Here is a 19020-nt window from a genome sequence, read left to right on the forward strand (position 1 = left end):
TTAACTTTGTAAAACTTCCTAAATTTATTGCTTTTTTTACATATTAGTAGTAATTTAAATATATATTTATAATATTAGGAGGATATTTATGTATTCTTTTGTTGATTACAGGATTACCTGTGAAGAATTTTCTAATTTAATACAAGAAGGTGTAATACCTATAAAAGTCCCAAAATCACCATTGCTTTATGAAGCTATAAATGGTCATGTTGATATTCAACTAAATATATTAGATAAAAAATCAAAACTTATAGTTGTCCATAAAGATATTGATACTAATTTTTTAAATATCTTAAAAAATTATTCTATAAATTTTATATTTTCTGAAAGCTCTTTAGATTCTAAATATCCTAAAGATATAATTTTAAATGCATTAATTACTGATGAAATTTTAATGCATAATCTTAAATACACAGATAAATCAATATTAAACAACTCACAAAACAAACTAAACTTAAATGTTTCTCAAGGTTACACTAAATGTTCGGTTGTTAATATTTATGATAAAGCATTTATAACATCAGATAAAATTATTTATAATACTTTAGTAAAATCTAGCTATGATACTTTATTTGTTCCACCTGGTGACATAATTTTAGAAGGTTTAGATTATGGATTTATTGGTGGTACTTGTGGCATGATAGGTAAAAACAAATTAGCTTTTTTTGGAAACTTAAATAAATACAAATACGGGAAAGAAGTTCTTTCATTTTTAGAAAAACATAATGTAATTCCAATATTTTTAAAAGATTCAAAACTTATAGATCGAGGTAGTATTTTATCTATATAATCTTCTCTATATAGTACGTTCTTAAATACAAAATGTTTCTTTTTATAGAATAAAAGCTATAAAATTTAATATTTATAGCTTTTATTTTAAATTTACATTTAGGTTATACTTCTTCATAAAATCTTCTATGCTCTCTATTATTTTGTTTTTATCCTCTTTATTTAATCCACCTCTCCCTAACCTATCACACAAAAAAACTAATGATATATCATTCAAATTAACTTCTTCAATCATTTTAATTTCATTTCCAAAAGGTAAATTCTTAGTTATATATAGAAAATGCATATGGTATTTTATAAGTTTCTCTACTTTATCTATAAAATCATAATCCTTTACTTTTAGACTAATTAAAAATTCTCTACCATCAATTGCCCCAACTTTATCATGATTATATGATGTCCATCTCCCTTTCCTAAGTTTAGTTGTTTTTAATTTTCCTATATCATGTAACAAAAGTGCCCACATAAAACTTTCTTTATCATTAACATACTTTTTATAATATGCACCATTATCTATAACTAACATTATATGATTCCATACATTTCCTTCTGGATGATATTTAAATGATTGAGATACATCTTTCAATCTTTTTAGTTTAATAAAAGGTTCTTCATCTAATTTCCCACTTAACAGCAACTCTTCAAAATACTTTGATGGCTTTTGGCTATTTATTAATATTTCACTTATTTCATTAAAACTTAAAAATTTACTCAATTAAATCCTCTCCCTTCGTAAAATATTTTATCCATAAATATATTTTAAATGTATTTATTTTTTAATAATTAGTAATCTTTTATATGTTTTTGCATATAATTTAATTATAAGGCGCTATAGCCAAGTGGTAAGGCAGAGGTCTGCAAAACCTTTATTCCCCAGTTCAAATCTGGGTGGCGCCTCCAATAAAAAAGGAGAACTATAAGTTCTCCTTTTTTATTTCTATTTAATTTTTTCAATTAATTCTCCAATTTCATCATGAGTTATTTTATACTTTTTGTTACAGAAATTACAAACTATTTCTTCATCTTTTCCTTCATCATATATTTCATTTAAATCTTTTGATCCAATACTTATTAATGCTTTTTCTATTCTTTCTTTTGAACAATCACATTTATACTCTGGTTCAATTTCTTCTAATATTTTAGGATCCATATCTTCAAATATTTCTTTTATAATATCTTCAATTGTTTTTCCTTCTTCTATAAGTGCTGTTATAGGTTTCATATCTTGAAGTCTATATGTTATAACATCAGCTAAAAGTTCATCTGCATCTGGCATCATTTGAATTATAAATCCGCCTGCTGCCTTTATTGATAAATCTTTATCTACTAAAACTCCAAGTGCAACTGCAGATGGTGTTTGTTCTGATACAGTGAAATAATAAGCTAAATCCTCTGCAACTTCTCCAGTATATATAGGAACCTGTCCAACATATGGATCTTTAAGACCCATATCTTTTATAACATGTAATAATCCATTTTTTCCAATAGCTCCACTTACATCAAGTTTTCCATTTTCTTTTAATGGAATATCAACTTTTGGATTGCCAATAAATCCTTTAACAGTTCCATTTGAATGAGCAGTAACAGTTACTCCATTAACCGGTCCTCCTCCATTCATTCTTAAAGTTATTGCTTCTTTTTCTGATTTTAGTTGAACTCCCATTAATGACGCAGCTGTAAGCATTCTTCCAAGAGCTGCTGATGCAACTGGTGTACATTCATGAAGTGCTGTTCCTTCATTTACTAAATTAGTAGTTATACCCCCTATGAATCTAACCATTCCATCTTTAGCTGTACCTCTTATTATTTTATCTTTCATGTACTATCCCTCCATATTCCTTTTAACTACATATAATATTCTTTCAGATAAATCTGAAACTGCCTTATCTGTATATCCTTCAAATTTATCTAATATACAAAATCCAGTCTTATGAATAAGATCTTCTATAAATTTTTCTTTATAAGCTCTTTCAAAATGCTCTTCTTCAAATCTTTCATATAACTCCCCATCTTTAATAAAAAATGTTAAATACATACTTGTAATATCATCTTCAAAAGTATTTTCCCATGAATAAAAAACATCTTCTGAATTATATGTATAAATATTATTTCCTAATATAGTAGAAAGTTTATAATATGAATTTATATCAAATATAAATATACCATTATCTTTCAGATGATTATAAACACTTTTAAAATAATTTTCAATATCAGAATCTTCTAATATATAATTTGTTGAATCTAAAACAGAGGTAATAAGATCAAATTTATGATTTAAAGAAAGCTCTGTCATATCTTGGCATACAATTCTACTTTTAATACGCTCTTTTTTGAATTTATCAAAAGCTTCTCTAAGCATATCTTCTGATAAATCAACTGCAAAAGAATTTTTAAACTCTTTTGCTAATCTTAAAGAAACGTTTCCTGTACCACATGCTAAATCTAAATAATCTTCATTATTAATTTTATATTTAGATAATAATTCTTTAACTCTACAGGCTATTTCATCGTAATTAATATCTTCATTTATTAATTCATCATATATTTTAGCAAACTCTCCATATGCCATAATATTCCCCCATTCACTTATATAAACATTATAACTTATATTATAATTATTTATAAATTTAGTCAAACTAATTAATTACAATTTATGATGATTTACTTTCTACCTAATATTTGATCATTTGTTGGTATATGTAGCTTTTTCTTTCTGCTAGTCATTATACCTCCAATTCTACCTGTTTCTTCAGCAGTTAATGAGCCCCATCCACCTTCATCAACTTTATCTTTAAGACCTAATTCTTCTGCTATTTCATATTTTATTTTTTCTCTAAGTTTTTCAGCTTCTGTTAATTCTCTATTAGATTTTAATTTAGATTTTATAATTTTTTTTAAAGGCGTTTTACTCAAATTAAATCCCTCCATTCTTTAAAATTATTTTATCCAAATTATATTAAAATAATGTATATATCCTTAATATATTTATTAAGACTCTTTTAATAATGTATATTTTAAATTTATTTCTTATTATAAAACTTGATATTTTTTTAATAAATATTTATAGTTATTGTATACATATATTGAATAGATATATAAAATTGGAGGGATTAAATTGTATAATGTCGCAGTAGTCGGTGCTACCGGAAATGTTGGTAGAAAAATGCTAAGTATTTTAAAGGAAAGAAATTTTCCTATAAATAATCTTTATCTTTTTGCTTCAAAAAGATCTGCAGGTAAAAAGATAGAATTCAAAGGAAAAGAGTATGTTGTAGAAGAAACTTGTGATTCAAATATATTATCAAAAAAAATTGACTTTGCTCTATTTTCAGCTGGAGGAGATACTAGTTTAACTTTCGCTCCTGTATTTGCTAAAAATGGTGCTATAGTAATTGATAACAGTAGTGCTTGGAGAATGGATCCTAAAGTACCTCTTGTTGTTCCTGAGGTAAATCCTGAGGATATAAAGTGGAATAACGGAATAATAGCTAATCCAAACTGTTCAACTATACAAGCTATGCCTGTATTAAAAGCTATAAATGATAAATACGGATTAAAAAGAGTTATATACTCTACTTATCAAGCTGTTTCAGGTGCTGGTATGCAAGCTATTGAAGATTTAGAAAATGGTGTTCAAGGAATAGCCCCTAAAAAATTCCCAAAACCTATATTTGGTAACGTATTACCTCACATAGATGTATTTTTAGAAAATGGATATACTAAGGAAGAAATGAAGATGATAAATGAAACTAAAAAAATCCTTCATCTTGATGATTTAAAAATAACTGCTACAACAGTTAGAGTTCCTGTATTAAATTCTCATAGCGAAAGTATAAATGTAGAAACTTTAAAACCATTTGACTTAAAAGATATAGTTACTGTTTTAGATAATCAACCTGGAGTTAAGGTTTGTGATGATGTTAACAACCTTGTATACCCAACTCCCCTTGAGGCATCTGACAAAGATGAAATATTTGTTGGAAGAATAAGAAGAGATTTTAGTGTTGATAATGGTTTAAACATTTGGGTTGTAGCTGATAACATTAGAAAAGGTGCTGCATTAAACGCAGTTCAAATTGCTGAATTAATAATAAACAATAAATAGATTGGAGGATTTTATTATGTCAATTTTTGAAGGATCTGGTGTTGCTTTAATTACACCATTTACAGAAACAGGCGTGGATTATGATAAATTAAAAGAAATTTTAGAATGGCACGTTAAGGAAGGTACTGATTCTATAATAATATGTGGTACTACTGGTGAAGCAACTACAATGACATTAGATGAGAAAAAAGAAGTAATAAAATTTACAGTTGATACTATAAACGGAAGAATTCCAGTAATTGCAGGTACTGGTTCTAATAATACAAAAGCTTCTATCGAAATGAGTAAATATGCTGAGAGTGTTGGAGTTTCAGCAGTACTTGTAATTACTCCATATTATAATAAAACTAATCACAAAGGTCTTTTAAAGCACTTTGAATCTATAAATAACGCTATAAATATACCTATAATTCTTTATAACGTACCAAGTAGAACAGGAATGAACATTACTCCTGATACTTTAAAAGAATTAAGCAAGCTAAATAATGTAGTTGCTATAAAAGAAGCTAGTGGTGATCTAAGTCAAGTTGCTAAAATGGCAGAAGCTTGTGGAGATAGAATAGATATTTATTCAGGAAATGATGATCAAATAATCCCTATTATGTCTCTTGGCGGAAAAGGTGTTATTTCTGTTCTTGCAAATGTAATTCCAAAAGAAACTCATAACATGACAAGAATGTATTTGGATGGAAAGTGTCATGATGCTTCAAAAATGCAATTAGAGTATTTAACTCTTGCTAATTCACTTTTCTTAGAAACTAACCCTATCCCAGTTAAAACTGCTCTTAACTTAATGGGATTTAAAGTTGGTCCTTTAAGACTTCCTTTATATGAAATGGATGATGCTTTAAAGAATCAATTAGAAAATACCCTAAAAAAATATAAATTAATCTAAGGAGATTTTAAATGACTAAAGTAATAATAAATGGTATATCCGGAAAAATGGGAACTGTTATATGTAATGTAGCAAAAGATTTTAAAGACATTGATATAGTTGCAGGTATAGATAAATTTCCAAAAGAAAATTCTAATATAAAAATATTTTCTTCTCCTTCTGAAGTAAATATTGATTATGATGTTTTATTAGATTTTTCAAGAGCTGATGCATTAAAAGGCTTATTAGAACTTACTGAAAAAACTAAAAAACCTCTTGTTATATGTTCAACTGGATTTTCAGAAGATGATTTAAAACTTATAGATGAAAAAAGTAAAAGCTTGCCATTATTTAGATCTGCTAACATGTCTCTTGGAATAAACTTAATAAATTCTTTATTAAAAAAGGTAGCTCCTTTATTATACGGAAACTACGATATAGAAATAATAGAAAAACATCATAATCAAAAAGTAGATGCTCCAAGTGGAACAGCTCTTCTTTTAGCTGATACTATCAAGGATTCTTTAAAAGATGATACTAAATATATATATGGAAGAGAAGGACAGCACAAACGTGAAAAAGAAGAAATAGGTATACACGCTATACGTGGCGGTTCAATTGTCGGAGATCATGATGTAATATTTGCTGGTACTGGAGAAGTTATAGAACTTTCTCATAAGGCAATATCAAGAGATGTATTTGCTGTTGGAGCTTTAAAAGCTTGTGAATATATGAGCAATATAAAAGAACCTGGACTATATGATATGAATGATGTTATAGGATTATAAATTTCAAAAAAATAGGCAATTTTTTATTTGCCTATTTTTTTATAATAACTTACTCATATAATATTCATCATAATAAAGCCCATCCTTGAAAATAGCTCTTTTCTTCAACCCTTCAACTTTAAATCCAACTTTTTTATATAAATTTATTGCAATAATATTATTGCAAACTACAGTTAATTCAAGTCTCTTTATATTATTTTCATATGCCCAAATAAATAATTCTTCAAATAATTTTCTTCCTATTCCTTTGCTCCTATATTTTTTTCTAATTCCAACTACACTATAAGATACATGTCTTATTCTATTGTACTTACCTCTAAAAGAACTTAAATAACCTATAAGTTCCTCACCATCAAATGCCCCAATAAAAACTAAATCTTCTAAGCTACTTGATAACATTTTATGAACTTCTTCTTCTGTTATTTTTCTTTCTCCTTCTTCAAATAGCAGAAATTCACTTTCTTTATCTAAATTATAAAAAAGTTTATGAAGCTTTTTATAATATCTTCTATTAAGTCTTCTTATTTCCAAATATTAGACCTCCTTATAATAAACGCTTTATATTTATATATATAAAAAAGAAGCAAGAATTATATCTCCTTGCTTCCTTTTTTATATTAATGAGCTTCTACATATGATTTATCAAAATAAATTTGTCCAAGTGATGATGATTGATAACCCTTAACATATGATTGAATTCCATATACTTTAGTATAATCATATAATGGAATTATAGGCATTTCTTCTAGTAATATTTCTTCTGCTTTTTTCATTAATTCAAATCTTTTATTATTATCAGCTTCAACCTTTGCCTTTTTAATTAACTCATCATATTCTTTATTTGAAAAATGTGAATCATTATTTCCCCAACTATTTTTATCTCCATCATTTCCACTAATCCACATATCTAAAAATGTCATAGGATCTATATAATCTGCAGACCAACCATGTCTTGCTATTTCATATTGACCATTTTGTCTTGTATTTAAAAATACTGCCCACTCTTGATTTTTAAGTTCTACATTAACCCCAATTTCTTTCCAATTTTGTTGAACAACTTCCATTATTGCTTTATGACCACCTTCTGAATTATACATTAATTCTATAGTTGGAATACCTTTACCATTTACATATCCTGCTTCCTTTAAAAGCTTCTTAGCTTCTTCAACATTTTCTGATTGTTTTGTTGGGTCAAACTTATTATTCTTAAAATCCTTTCCATTTGAATCTTTTATTCCTTCTGGAACATAACTAGCTGATGCTACTTGACCTGCTTTAGTAACATTTTCAACTATAGAAACTCTATCTATAGCTAAAGAAAGTGCTTGTCTAACCTTCTTATCTGAAAGTACCTTTTGAACTTCTTTATCTAACTTATCAAATTCATTATTTACATTTACACATAAGAAGTATGTTCCAAGATTCGGATAAATTTGTACTAATCCACTCGCCTTCCCATCTTCTATTCTTTCAGTTGGAACATTACTTATAATATCAAAATCCCCTGATTCTAATGATGCATATGAACTTGTTTCATCCATAGCCATCTTATAAATTAATGTTTCAAGCTTTACGTTATCCTTATTCCAATAATTATCATTTTTAATAAAAGTATAAGAATCCTTCATTTGAAAATCATTTAATTTAAAAGGTCCATTTGATACATAGGTTTCAGGCTTATTTGTCCACTTATCACCATGCTCTTTTATTATATCTTCTCTTACTGGCATATAAGTTGGAAATGACATAAGTTCTATAAAATAAGGAGTTGGTGAATTTAAAGTTACTTCTAAAGTTTTATCATCTATTACTTTAACTCCAAGTTTATCCTCTTTTACCTTGCCCTCATAAAATTCCTTTGCATTTTTAATGTAATAAAGTTGATATGCATATTCTGCTGCTGTTTCTTTAGAAAGTGCTCTTTTCCATGCATATGCAAAATCTTTTGCTGTAACAGGCTTACCATCTGACCATTTGGCATCATCTCTTAAATTAAATGTATAAGTTAATCCATCATTTGATATTTTCCATTCTTTAGCGACTCCAGGTATAGCTTTATCATTTTCATCTAATCTAGTTAATCCTTCAAATGCATTCCCAATTATAGTAGATCCATCTACAGCTGTATTTAAAGCTGGATCAATAGTTTCTACAACTGCTCCAACATTATAAGTAATTTTTTGTTCTACCGCTTCACTATTTCCCCCATTACCTTGATCACCTGAACCTCCACATCCAGCAAAAACAGATGCACTTAACGCTACAGCTAATGCTACAGCACAAAGCTTTTTGATTTTACTTAATTTCATTTTTTATCCCCCTTTTTATATAGTTATAATTAAATTATCAATTAGATAATAAATTATCTTAATATTATATTATTAATTATTAAATAAGTGACAAGAAACAAAATGTCCTTTTTCCACTTCTTTGATAGATGGTTCTACCTTACTACATATATCTTTGGCATAAATACATCTTCCACAAAATCTACATCCTGGTTTAGGGTCTATTGGAGATGGTATATCTCCTGTTAGTACTATTCTTTTATTTTCTTTAGCAATTTTAGGATCTGGTATTGGTACTGCTGATAAAAGAGCTTTAGTATATGGATGCTTTGGCCTTAAATAAACATCATCACTAGGACCTTTTTCAACCATTTGACCTAAATACATAACTCCTATATGTGTTGATATATGCTTAACCATTGATAAATCATGAGCTATAAATAGATAAGTAAGCCCCAGTTCATCTTGAAGTTCCTCTAACATATTTATAACTTGAGCTTGAATAGAAACATCAAGTGCTGATATTGGTTCATCACAAACTATAAATTCAGGTTCTACTGCAAGTGCTCTAGCAATTCCTATTCTTTGTCTTTGTCCACCTGAAAATTCATGTGCATATCTATTTATATGGCTTCCATTTAATCCAACTTTATCTAGTAAATATCTTATTCTATTTTCCCTTTCTTTTCCTTTATATAATCCATGAATATCAATAGCTTCACCAACTATATCTCCAACTGTCATTCTTGGATTTAACGATGCATATGGATCTTGAAATATCATTTGCATTTTTCTTCTTAAAGCTATCATTTCTTTTTCAGATTTATTTGTTATATCTTCTCCATTAAAAATTATTTTTCCACTTGTTGGCTCATATAGCTTTAATATAGTTCTACCTGTTGTAGTTTTTCCACATCCTGATTCTCCAACTAAGCCTAACGTTTCTCCTCTTTTTATAAAAAAAGATACATTATCAACTGCTTTTACATAACTTTTCTTTGAAAAAATCCCTTTGCTAGCTTGAAAATATTTACAAAGATTTTGAACTTCTAAAATAATATCATTATTTTTCCCCATATTGCTTCACCTCTATTTCTGATGTAACTTTAGGTGCATTTTCATGACATAGCCAACATGCTGAGTTATGATTTTCTCCCAATTTAAATAATGGTGGCCTTTTATCTAAGCAAATTTTCATTGTATATTTACATCTTTCTGCAAAAGGACATCCTGTTGGTGGTTTTAAAAGGTCAGGTGGTTGTCCTTCTATAGGAATTAATTTTTCTCTAAGTTCACTCAATGGATTAGGAACACTATTTAATAATCCCCATGTATAAGGATGTTTGCTTCTATAAAAAATATCTTCAGCACTTCCTGTTTCTACTATTACCCCTCCATACATTACATTAATTCTTGAACAAAGATCTGCAACAACACCTAAATCATGAGTTATAAGTATTATAGATGTATTTAGTTTTTCTTTTAAATTTTTCATAAGGTCTAATATTTGTGCTTGAATTGTAACATCTAATGCTGTTGTAGGTTCATCAGCTATTATAAGACTTGGCTCACATATAAGACTTATTGCAATCATTGCTCTTTGTCTCATTCCGCCTGAAAATTCATGAGGATATTGTTTCATTCTACTTTCAGGACTAGGAATACCAACTAAATCTAATATTTCTATTCCTTTAGTCCACGCATCTTTTTTTGATAATCCTTTATGTTTAATTAAATGTTCAGTTAATTGAGTTCCTATAGTATATAAAGGATTTAACGAAGTCATAGGATCTTGAAATATCATACTAATTTTATTTCCTCTTATTTGTTCCATATCTTTTTCTTTATATTTACTAATATCATCTCCATCAAATAAAATTTCATCGCATTCTATATTTGCATTTTCTGATAATAATTTCATAATTGACATCATAGACACAGATTTCCCACATCCTGATTCACCAACTATGCCTACTGCCTCTCCCTTATTAACATAAAAAGAAATTCCTCTTACTGCTTTTACATCTCCTAAATGTGTTTTAAAGGAGGTTTTTAAATTTTTAACTTCTAATAATTTACTCATATTTTTCCTCCTACTATCTTTGATGCTTTGGATCTAACGCTTCTGTTAATCCATCACCAAGCATATTAAACGAAAGTATTATTAAACATATCATTGCTGCTGGGAAGAATAGCTGATAAGGATTTGTATATATAGCTGGCATTGCATCATTACATAAAGTCCCCAATGATGCAAGAGGAGCATTAAGGCCTAACCCTATAAAACTTAAAAAGGCTTCAGTAAAAATAGCTTGTGGAATTAAAAGAGTCATGGTAACTATTATTGACCCCATACAATTTGGTATTAAATGTCTAAATAATATTCTTTTTTTAGATGCCCCTAATGTTTTAGCTGCAAGTACAAATTCTTGTTGCTTTAATTGAAGAATATCTCCTCTTACTATTCTTGCCATTCCAACCCAATATGATATAGAAAGAGCTAATATAATACTAAGTATTCCTGTTTTATCAAATGCAGTATCTTTTAATACAGCCATTATAATTACAACATATATAGTTGTTGGAATTGAATAAAGGCAATCAACTATTCTCATCATTATATTATCAATCTTTCCACCAAAAAAACCTGATATTCCACCATATATAACTCCTATAAAAAGATTTATAATAGCTGCTGCACCACCAATAACTAATGAATACCTTGCCCCCATCATAACTCGTACAAATAAATCTCTACCAAGTTTATCTGTACCGAAGAAATTAGTTTTATTAGGCCCCAAGTCCTTTAATGCTAAATTTTGAGAATCATATTTAAAAGGAGATACTATAGGAACTACTATTGCAAGTATAACTAAAGCAATTATAATTATTAAAGAAATTAATGCTACCTTATTTGACTTTAACCTTCTCCAAGCATCACTCCAATAACCAACACTTGGTCTTATATTTTTTTCGAAAGCTTTTTCTTCTTGCGATACAGGAGTAAACATACTTTTATCAAATTCTAAATTTTCCATAAATCTGCCTCCTTTATCCTTCAATATCATCCAATTTTATTCTTGGATCTATGATTACATATAATATATCAACTAATAAGTTACTTATTACAATTAATGTGCAGAAAAACACTACTACTCCAAGTAAGGAAGTATAATCTCTATTTGTTATAGTTGATACAAATTCATTTCCAAGCCCAGGTACAACAAATATCTTTTCAACTACAAATGATCCTGTTAAAATTGATGCTATAAGTGGTCCTAAATAAGTTACAACTGGAATAAGTGAATTTCTCAAAGCATGTTTAAATATAACAATTTTGCTACTTAAGCCTTTAGCTTTTGCTGTTCTTATATAATCTGATTTTAATACATCAATTAATTTGCTTCTTGTAAGTCTTGTTATAAATGCCATTGAACTTCCTGCAAGCGCAATAACTGGCATAATATAACTACTTGGCCCCTTCAATCCAACTGCAGGTAGTAACTTCCATTCAACAGTAAAAAAATATATAAGTACTGCACCTATTACAAAACTAGGTACTGTTATGCCTAAAGTAGATATAAACATACATAATTTATCTGGTAATTTTCCTGATTTTAATGCTGATACTATTCCAAGTAAAGTTCCAACTGCTAAAGAGAAAACTACTGCAACAACTCCAAGTTTTGCTGATTTAGGAAATGAGTATTTTATAGTTTCTTTTACTTCCCTTCCTCTAAACTGCATTGATTCACCTAAATCACCTTTTAATAAATTTTTCATATAGATTTCATACTGCTCACTTAACGGTTTATCTAATCCATATTTTTCATTTAATATAACCTTCATTTCAGGTGTTACTTTTTCACCATCAAATGGTCCTCCTGGCATTGCCCTTACCAAAAAGAATGTTATAGTAACAACTGCCCATATTGTTAAAATACTAGTAAAAATTCTTTTTCCTATGTACTTTAGCATTTTACCCCCTCCATTCTATTTTTGTAATATTTTTTACATTTATTTATTGTTATTAATTATATTATATATAGTCATTTTGCTAATTTATTATAACAATTTTTATAGTAATTTATTATTAACTTATCAATAATATATCAATATTTTTAATATTAACTCAAAATTCCTTTTTCTTTTTGAATACGTTTACTCTAGCTTATACTGTTAATTTATGGATAAAATTTAAATAAAATAAATATCTTTTTTTTATCGTTTTTATTGAAATATTTGTAAAAAACTTTTTTTATTTTACTATTCTTTTTTAAATACATTTCTTTATTTTTGTTCGCATTAAACAAACATTTTGAAAGTTTAATTTTTTAACTTTTATTTTTTATATTAAAAATAAAGAAAATTTATAGTATTAACTAGACTTTTTGAAGTAAAATTTAATCTTTCCTTCATTTTAATTTTTTTCAAAATAAAAATACGTTTGTTACTTTTTGTATAACAAACGTATTTTTTATAAAATTTATATATTATTTATTTTATGTTATTAATAAAATTTTCTATTTTATTCAGTGCTATTTCTAATTCTTCCATTGAATAACAATAAGATATTCTAATATAACCTTCACCGTTACTTCCAAAAGCTGTTCCTGGTACACAGGCAACCTTTTCTTTTTCAAGCAATTTATCACAAAACTCTTCTGAAGTTAAATTAAATTTTTTTATAGATGGAAAAACATAAAATGCACCTTTTGGATTATTCACATCTACTCCCATTTTTCTTAATCTTTCCACTACATAATTTTTTCTTCTTAAAAATTCATTTTTCATAAATATAACATCATCAAATCCATATTTTAATCCTTCAATCATACCATATTGTACAATAGATGGAGCACATGAAACACCATATTGATGAACTTTCATTATCTCATCCATTATTTTTTCTTTACAAGCTATATATCCAATTCTAAGACCAGTTGCTGAAAACATCTTAGAAAACCCACTTATATATATTATTTTATCTAATATAGATTCATCTTGAGCTACTGAATAATATGTATCATATATAATTGAAGCATATATTTCATCTGTAATTACTATAATATCTTCTTTCTTTATAAACTCTACTAGCTTATCTCTTAATTCTTTATTTAAAATAGCTCCAGTTGGATTTGTTGGAAAAGACAATACTAAATATTTACTTTTAGTTTCTTTATATTTATTTATTAAATTATCTATATTTATATTAAAGTTTTCATCTAACTCATAATTATTAACTTTCCCACCAATCATTTTCACAATACTTTCATAAGCTGGGTATGCAGGGTTTGGAATTAGAACTCCATCCCCATTATTTAAAAGTGCCATAAAACAATCAAATATTGCTTCACTTCCACCAACAGTAATGCAAATATTGTTACTATTATATTTAATGTTTAAGCCATTTAAATATTTTGCTATTTCCTCTCTTAATTCCATTATTCCAGCATTTTCAGTATACACAGTTTTATTTTCATCTATAGCTCTTTTAATTCCATCTTTAACAACCTTAGGTGTATTAAAATCCGGTTGACCAAGAGTTAATGATATAGCTCCATCAACTTTCTTTACTTTATTATAAAATTTTCTTATTCCTGATATTTCTATTCCTAGTACTTTATTATTCATTAAAACTCTATCCCCTTCCTAGCTGGAATACCTTTTTGATAATAATGTTTAACTAACTTCATTTCAGTTACTAAATCTGCTTTTTCAACTATTTCTTTTGGTACATTTCTACCAGTCATTATTATTTCTACATGTTTTCTCTTTCTATCAATTATATTTATAACATCTTCAACTGTTAAAAATTTATTTTTTAATACTCCCATTATCTCATCAATAATTAGAACATCACATCTATCATCTTCTAAAAGACTTAAAAGAAAATCATAAGAAGCTTTAACTTCCTTTTTTACTTCTTCTTTTTCTTCTTCACTTAAAGTCCAAACGAAACCCCTTCTCTTATTAAATCTAAAAATTTCAAAATTTTCTCCAAGCTCTTTTACTGTTTGAAGTTCTCCTGTTTCTCCACTTTTTAAAAATTGAATCATAATAACCTTTAAACCATTTCCATAAGCTCTAATCCCTTGACCTATTGCTGCTGTAGTTTTTCCTTTTCCATCACCTGTATATATCTGAACAAATCCTTCACTTAGTTTCAAACTTATCATCTCCTTATTAAAAATATTTTACATTAAACTTTTAATACTAGCAAATATTACTCTTTTTTACTCTAAACTCTTTTATTATTAAACTTTTTTTATTATAATTAACTTGTTATTTATAAATAATAGTAACTGTTAGAAAGGATGATATTATGGAATATAATTTAACTGATCCATATGAAATAGCTAGATTTATAAAAGAATCTAAAAAGTCAACACCTGTTAAAGTTTATATAAATGGTGACTTAAGCGAAGCAAACTTAGAAAATATAGAATGGTATGGTGCTAATGGATTTTACATATTAGCAGGTGAATCTGATTCAATACTAAAAGTTGTTTTAGATAACAAGCATTTAATTAAACACTTTAGAGTTGAAAATGATAGAAGAAATTCAGCAATTCCAATGCTTGATCTTCTTGAAGTAGAAGCTAGAATCGAACCAGGTTCAATAATTCGTGATAGAGTTAAAATTGGTAAAAATGCAGTTGTTATGATGGGAGCTGTTATTAATATAGGAGCTGAAATTGGTGAAGGAACAATGGTTGATATGAATGCTGTAATAGGTGCTCGTGGAAAACTTGGAAAAAATGTTCACTTAGGTGCCGGTGCTGTTGTTGCTGGTGTTCTAGAACCACCTAGCAAATCACCATGCGAAATTGGAGATAATGCTTTAATTGGAGCAAATGCAGTTATATTAGAAGGCGTTAAAATTGGTAAAGGTTCTGTTGTTGCAGCTGGATCTGTTGTTACTGAAGATGTTCCAGATGGAGTTGTTGTTGCAGGTTCTCCAGCTAAAATAATTAAATCAGTTGATGATAAAACAAAAGATAAAACTCAACTTCTTGATGATTTAAGAAAATAATAAAAAAGGTATTTGAATTTTCAAATACCTTTTTTTAATATTAAACTGCACCTTCTTCGTGCTCACAAACCTCATCTTTTTTTACTCTTTCCATTTTAGAAATTGAAACTTCATAAGCAATTTTCTTTACTACTTCTGTTTCTGATATTTTCTTTTGATATTCTCTACTTTGTAATCTACCCCATACTTTAATATTATCTCCAACTTCTAAACTCTTGCAAAATCTTGAATTTCTTCCCCATGCAATTGTTGGAATATAATCTGACTTATTATATGCTCTGTTAACAGCTAGTAAAACATCTGCTATTTCTCTTCCAAATGGTGTAGTTCTATATACTGGTTCTTTACATATGAACCCATCTAAATATATTTCATTTGGATTTTTGCTTTTTTCTATACATGGTTCAATATTTCTAGCAAATACAGTAAGTATAAGTTTATTAGAACCATCTACAAATTTATTGTATGATCTTAATTGTCCTTCAACTATAACGTCTTTTCCTAAGCTTACATCAAAATCAGCTAATAATCTTTCTGAAATCGTTATATTAAGTAAGTCTGTTGAATCACTTAATCTTTGAACTTCTAGATTAAAAGTATAAAAACCTTCCCCATACATTTCATGACTATACTCTAATTCTGAAACTACCTTTCCTTCAAGATAAATTTTGTTGTTTAACATTAAGTTATCCATTGTAACCCCTCTCTCCCTTTATAATTAAGTATTTTATAAATTTTAATGATCCCCACACCAGTACATTTCCATTATAATACATAATTTATTGCTTTTTCAATATAATTTATTATTTTTTATGTTGTATGCCTTGAGAATCTATATAATAACTATCTTTATAAATCATTTCACCAACCTTTTTAAATGAATATCCATCCTTTTTTAGTTCACTTATTAATCTATCTAAATTTTCTACTGTATACTTTGCATTATTATGATAAAGAATTATAGATCCTTCCTTTATCTTATCTTTAACCCTTTTATATTCCTTTTCTTTTCCATCTTCTCTCCAATCTACAGAATCTATATTCCATTGTATTGGTATATAACCCATACTTTCTACTTTTCTTAATGAATTATTCGAATAATCTCCACTTGGAAATCTAAATAAAATAGTTTTTACTCCCGTAGCTTCATATATTACTTTTTCTGTTTTAATTATTTCCTTTTCAATAAGCTCATCTCTAAGACCTGAAAAATTTGGATGTATATAACTATGATTTCCTATTTCATGACCTTTCTCATTTATAATTTTTAATTTTTTTAAATTTTCATCTGTATAATTAACCCATTTACCTATTATAAAAAATGTAGCTTTAACATCGTATTTATCTAACACATCTAATATATTCTTTAAGTAATCTTTCTCAGCCCAATTTATATCAAATGTTAAAGCTATTTCCTTCTCTTTAGTTTCTATACAATGTATAGGTAATTTTTTTTCAGTTGCTATAGTTTCTAATGATATTTTTTGATATTTTACATATACAAAACTCATAAGTAAAATTATAGCACCTATAACTAAAAAAATATTCCTTTTTCCCTTCATACCCTCTAAACCTCTTTCAGTGTTATATATCATTTATATTTTATTTATAGTCACTATATTCATTATTTAAAAATTTATGCTATAATTAAAAATATATCTAGATAGATGGAGGCTTAATTATGTACGAAGAAAATTCATTAGAATTAGCAGAAAATAAATTATTGCTTTTATATATTTTAAAATCTTTAAAACATCCTATTTCTAATACACAACTTACAGAAATAGTTCTTGAAAATAGCTTTATTAACTATTTTACTCTTCAACAATACATAACAGAACTTAATGAAGCAAATTTTATAGAGTATGCTGAAGTAATGGATAAAAAATTATTAAAAGTTACAAATGAAGGTGAAGGAGTTCTTTCATTTTTTCAAGATAGAATATCCCCTTCGAAAATATCACTTATAAATGAATATATTAAGTCACATATAGATTTAATAAAAAAAGAATTAACTATACATAGCGATTATACAATTGGACAAAATGATAGCTTTATTGTAGATATTAAAGCTTTAGAAGATGATTCTCCATTGATAGAATTAAAATTACAAGTTCCTACAAAAAAACAAGCCACTTATCTTTGTAACAAGTGGCAGGAAAATCCTTCTGAAATTTATAATCAAATTATAAATCTACTTTTTGATGATTTAAATTAAACTATAATCATTGCATTAGGCTCATTTCCTATTGCAATGATTTTTAAATTTTCAAGCTCCTCATCTATTTGATATAAATTTCCATTAAAGTAATCTGTAACATATAGTTTATCTTCATGCTTCAATATTCCGTTTGGCATCCCACCTAAAAATAATCTTTTTTCTTCTTTTTCTTCTTTTTCATTTATTAAATTTATACTACCACCTTCAAAATCTGAAACATATAAAATTCCTTTATCTTCATAAATATCAACAGGTGTCTTCCCCGCTCTTATTCTACTCTCTAAATTAAAATTACTTAAAGAATAAATACTTATATATCCATTATTATCATCTTCTAAATTACTTTCACAAACATATAGTAATTTTTTATCTTTAGATAATTTTATTTTTATAGGATAATTTCCAACCTTTATATTTCTTATAACTTTATTTTCTTTTAAATCTATAACTGTTATTGTATCTTCTAATATATTAGCACAAAAAAGCTTACTATCTTCCTCACATAATACAATACTCCCTGGCGAAATACCTGTTTTTAATTGCATTTCTATTTCTTCTTTTATTATATTGTACATTATTATTGAATTTGTTTCATTACTAGATATATAAGCGTAATCTCCATATATTTTTATATCCCTAGGTGCTGGACATATATATTTTCTATTATTCTCAACAAATGATTCTAAATCAATATTTGATATAGTCCCATCTAACTTATTCACTACAATACAATTATTTTCTTTTATATCTATAGAAATAGGTCCTATAGATTTTTCATCTATTAGCTTTAAATGTAAACTATCTATTTTAAAATTATCTATGTTTAGTTTTTTAATACAGTCGTCTATAGTATTACAAACATATATATTATTTATAGGTAACACCTCCTTAAAAGACTTACCTATATATAATATGAATT

The 19020-nt window shown here is 27.1% G+C and carries 21 protein-coding genes and 1 tRNA gene; 7 read left to right on the forward strand and 15 right to left on the reverse strand.

All coding sequences use genetic code 11. From position 1 onward, the window contains the following. Positions 1–88 precede the first annotated feature (88 nt). Positions 89–790 carry a DUF6873 family GME fold protein gene (locus AC4FQ1_RS02320; protein WP_491168830.1) on the forward strand — a complete coding sequence of 234 codons (702 nt, stop codon included), beginning with the start codon at positions 89–91 and terminating at the stop codon, positions 788–790. Positions 791–871: 81 nt separating this feature from the next. Here AC4FQ1_RS02320 and AC4FQ1_RS02325 read toward each other — a convergent pair whose 3' ends face one another. After that, on the reverse strand, positions 872–1504 hold the full coding sequence (locus tag AC4FQ1_RS02325) for an HD domain-containing protein (RefSeq protein WP_491168831.1): 633 nt from the start codon (positions 1502–1504) through the stop codon (positions 872–874). A 110-nt stretch (positions 1505–1614) separates the two neighbouring features. Between AC4FQ1_RS02325 and AC4FQ1_RS02330 the strand changes: the two genes are divergently transcribed. After that, positions 1615–1689, forward strand: a tRNA-Cys gene (locus AC4FQ1_RS02330). Between the two features lie 37 nt (positions 1690–1726). On the opposite strand, the gene hslO is transcribed toward AC4FQ1_RS02330, so the two are convergent. From hslO to AC4FQ1_RS02345, 3 genes are all read right to left on the reverse strand, one after another. Beyond that, positions 1727–2608: an Hsp33 family molecular chaperone HslO gene (gene hslO, locus AC4FQ1_RS02335; RefSeq protein WP_491168832.1), complete on the reverse strand. Its 882-nt coding sequence runs from the start codon at positions 2606–2608 to the stop codon at positions 1727–1729. Positions 2609–2611: 3 nt separating this feature from the next. Continuing rightward, a complete protein-coding gene (locus AC4FQ1_RS02340; RefSeq protein ID WP_491168833.1) occupies positions 2612–3358 on the reverse strand; it encodes a class I SAM-dependent DNA methyltransferase in 747 nt (248 codons plus the stop codon). A 92-nt stretch (positions 3359–3450) separates the two neighbouring features. Continuing rightward, entirely contained in the window at positions 3451–3702 is a 252-nt protein-coding gene (locus AC4FQ1_RS02345; RefSeq protein WP_491168834.1) for an alpha/beta-type small acid-soluble spore protein, read from the reverse strand. 202 nt (positions 3703–3904) lie between these two features. Here AC4FQ1_RS02345 and AC4FQ1_RS02350 point away from each other — a divergent pair, with 202 nt between their 5' ends. Genes AC4FQ1_RS02350 through dapB form a run of 3 tightly spaced genes read left to right on the forward strand, consistent with a single transcriptional unit; the run spans position 3905 to position 6556 of the window. Further along, positions 3905–4894: an aspartate-semialdehyde dehydrogenase gene (locus tag AC4FQ1_RS02350; RefSeq protein WP_491168835.1), complete on the forward strand. Its 990-nt coding sequence runs from the start codon at positions 3905–3907 to the stop codon at positions 4892–4894. A 22-nt stretch (positions 4895–4916) separates the two neighbouring features. After that, positions 4917–5789: a 4-hydroxy-tetrahydrodipicolinate synthase gene (dapA, locus tag AC4FQ1_RS02355; protein WP_303127676.1), complete on the forward strand. Its 873-nt coding sequence runs from the start codon at positions 4917–4919 to the stop codon at positions 5787–5789. 11 nt (positions 5790–5800) lie between these two features. Further along, positions 5801–6556, forward strand: coding sequence for a 4-hydroxy-tetrahydrodipicolinate reductase (dapB, locus tag AC4FQ1_RS02360; protein WP_491168836.1), 756 nt, complete (start codon positions 5801–5803; stop codon positions 6554–6556). A 39-nt stretch (positions 6557–6595) separates the two neighbouring features. Here the strand turns inward: dapB and AC4FQ1_RS02365 are convergent, their stop codons facing one another. The 8 genes from AC4FQ1_RS02365 to AC4FQ1_RS02400 form a co-directional block, all read right to left on the reverse strand. Further along, the gene (locus AC4FQ1_RS02365; RefSeq protein ID WP_303127482.1) at positions 6596–7087 is read right to left on the reverse strand and encodes a GNAT family N-acetyltransferase; all 492 of its coding nucleotides are present in this window, start codon (positions 7085–7087) and stop codon (positions 6596–6598) included. Between the two features lie 86 nt (positions 7088–7173). Next, entirely contained in the window at positions 7174–8865 is a 1692-nt protein-coding gene (locus AC4FQ1_RS02370; RefSeq protein ID WP_491168837.1) for a peptide ABC transporter substrate-binding protein, read from the reverse strand. 72 nt (positions 8866–8937) lie between these two features. Next, on the reverse strand, positions 8938–9921 hold the full coding sequence (locus AC4FQ1_RS02375) for an ABC transporter ATP-binding protein (protein WP_303127485.1): 984 nt from the start codon (positions 9919–9921) through the stop codon (positions 8938–8940). Next, entirely contained in the window at positions 9908–10927 is a 1020-nt protein-coding gene (locus tag AC4FQ1_RS02380; RefSeq protein WP_491168838.1) for an ABC transporter ATP-binding protein, read from the reverse strand. The genes AC4FQ1_RS02375 and AC4FQ1_RS02380 overlap by 14 nt, the downstream gene beginning before the upstream one ends. Before the next feature lie 13 nt (positions 10928–10940). Continuing rightward, positions 10941–11882, reverse strand: coding sequence for an ABC transporter permease (locus tag AC4FQ1_RS02385; RefSeq protein ID WP_303127488.1), 942 nt, complete (start codon positions 11880–11882; stop codon positions 10941–10943). A gap of 13 nt (positions 11883–11895) precedes the next feature. After that, entirely contained in the window at positions 11896–12822 is a 927-nt protein-coding gene (locus AC4FQ1_RS02390) for an ABC transporter permease (protein ID WP_303127489.1), read from the reverse strand. Positions 12823–13341: 519 nt separating this feature from the next. Next, positions 13342–14478, reverse strand: a complete 1137-nt coding sequence (locus AC4FQ1_RS02395; RefSeq protein WP_303127490.1) for a pyridoxal phosphate-dependent aminotransferase — start codon at positions 14476–14478, stop codon at positions 13342–13344. Beyond that, positions 14478–15014 (reverse strand): cob(I)yrinic acid a,c-diamide adenosyltransferase, encoded by a 537-nt coding sequence (locus AC4FQ1_RS02400; RefSeq protein ID WP_491168839.1) that lies wholly within the window; start codon positions 15012–15014, stop codon positions 14478–14480. The genes AC4FQ1_RS02395 and AC4FQ1_RS02400 overlap by 1 nt, the downstream gene beginning before the upstream one ends. Positions 15015–15169: 155 nt before the next feature. On the opposite strand from AC4FQ1_RS02400, the gene dapD reads away from it, so the two are divergent. Further along, entirely contained in the window at positions 15170–15880 is a 711-nt protein-coding gene (dapD, locus tag AC4FQ1_RS02405) for a 2,3,4,5-tetrahydropyridine-2,6-dicarboxylate N-acetyltransferase (RefSeq protein ID WP_303127492.1), read from the forward strand. Between the two features lie 40 nt (positions 15881–15920). On the opposite strand, the gene AC4FQ1_RS02410 is transcribed toward dapD, so the two are convergent. After that, entirely contained in the window at positions 15921–16574 is a 654-nt protein-coding gene (locus AC4FQ1_RS02410; protein WP_303127495.1) for a single-stranded DNA-binding protein, read from the reverse strand. A 109-nt stretch (positions 16575–16683) separates the two neighbouring features. Next, positions 16684–17442, reverse strand: a complete 759-nt coding sequence (locus tag AC4FQ1_RS02415) for a polysaccharide deacetylase family protein (protein ID WP_491168840.1) — start codon at positions 17440–17442, stop codon at positions 16684–16686. 119 nt (positions 17443–17561) lie between these two features. On the opposite strand from AC4FQ1_RS02415, the gene AC4FQ1_RS02420 reads away from it, so the two are divergent. Further along, a complete protein-coding gene (locus tag AC4FQ1_RS02420; protein WP_303127505.1) occupies positions 17562–18098 on the forward strand; it encodes a DUF4364 family protein in 537 nt (178 codons plus the stop codon). On the opposite strand, the gene AC4FQ1_RS02425 is transcribed toward AC4FQ1_RS02420, so the two are convergent. Next, positions 18095–18985 carry a YncE family protein gene (locus tag AC4FQ1_RS02425; RefSeq protein ID WP_491168841.1) on the reverse strand — a complete coding sequence of 297 codons (891 nt, stop codon included), beginning with the start codon at positions 18983–18985 and terminating at the stop codon, positions 18095–18097. The two genes, AC4FQ1_RS02420 and AC4FQ1_RS02425, sit on opposite strands and share 4 nt — an antisense overlap. Positions 18986–19020: the final 35 nt, after the last annotated feature.

Source organism: Clostridium sp. TJA020 (genome assembly GCF_058310295.1).

Bases quoted from the DNA above. Each gene is read 5' to 3' on its own strand.
- AC4FQ1_RS02420 (WP_303127505.1), top strand. From the start codon at position 17,562: ATGTACGAAGAAAATTCATTAGAATTAGCAGAAAATAAATTATTGCTT.
- AC4FQ1_RS02380 (WP_491168838.1), bottom strand. From the start codon at position 10,927: ATGAGTAAATTATTAGAAGTTAAAAATTTAAAAACCTCCTTTAAAACA.
- AC4FQ1_RS02395 (WP_303127490.1), bottom strand. From the start codon at position 14,478: ATGAATAATAAAGTACTAGGAATAGAAATATCAGGAATAAGAAAATTT.
- AC4FQ1_RS02370 (WP_491168837.1), bottom strand. From the start codon at position 8,865: ATGAAATTAAGTAAAATCAAAAAGCTTTGTGCTGTAGCATTAGCTGTA.
- AC4FQ1_RS02340 (WP_491168833.1), bottom strand. From the start codon at position 3,358: ATGGCATATGGAGAGTTTGCTAAAATATATGATGAATTAATAAATGAA.
- AC4FQ1_RS02375 (WP_303127485.1), bottom strand. From the start codon at position 9,921: ATGGGGAAAAATAATGATATTATTTTAGAAGTTCAAAATCTTTGTAAA.
- AC4FQ1_RS02320 (WP_491168830.1), top strand. From the start codon at position 89: ATGTATTCTTTTGTTGATTACAGGATTACCTGTGAAGAATTTTCTAAT.
- AC4FQ1_RS02385 (WP_303127488.1), bottom strand. From the start codon at position 11,882: ATGGAAAATTTAGAATTTGATAAAAGTATGTTTACTCCTGTATCGCAA.
- dapB (WP_491168836.1), top strand. From the start codon at position 5,801: ATGACTAAAGTAATAATAAATGGTATATCCGGAAAAATGGGAACTGTT.
- AC4FQ1_RS02410 (WP_303127495.1), bottom strand. From the start codon at position 16,574: ATGGATAACTTAATGTTAAACAACAAAATTTATCTTGAAGGAAAGGTA.
- dapD (WP_303127492.1), top strand. From the start codon at position 15,170: ATGGAATATAATTTAACTGATCCATATGAAATAGCTAGATTTATAAAA.
- AC4FQ1_RS02415 (WP_491168840.1), bottom strand. From the start codon at position 17,442: ATGAAGGGAAAAAGGAATATTTTTTTAGTTATAGGTGCTATAATTTTA.
- hslO (WP_491168832.1), bottom strand. From the start codon at position 2,608: ATGAAAGATAAAATAATAAGAGGTACAGCTAAAGATGGAATGGTTAGA.
- AC4FQ1_RS02390 (WP_303127489.1), bottom strand. From the start codon at position 12,822: ATGCTAAAGTACATAGGAAAAAGAATTTTTACTAGTATTTTAACAATA.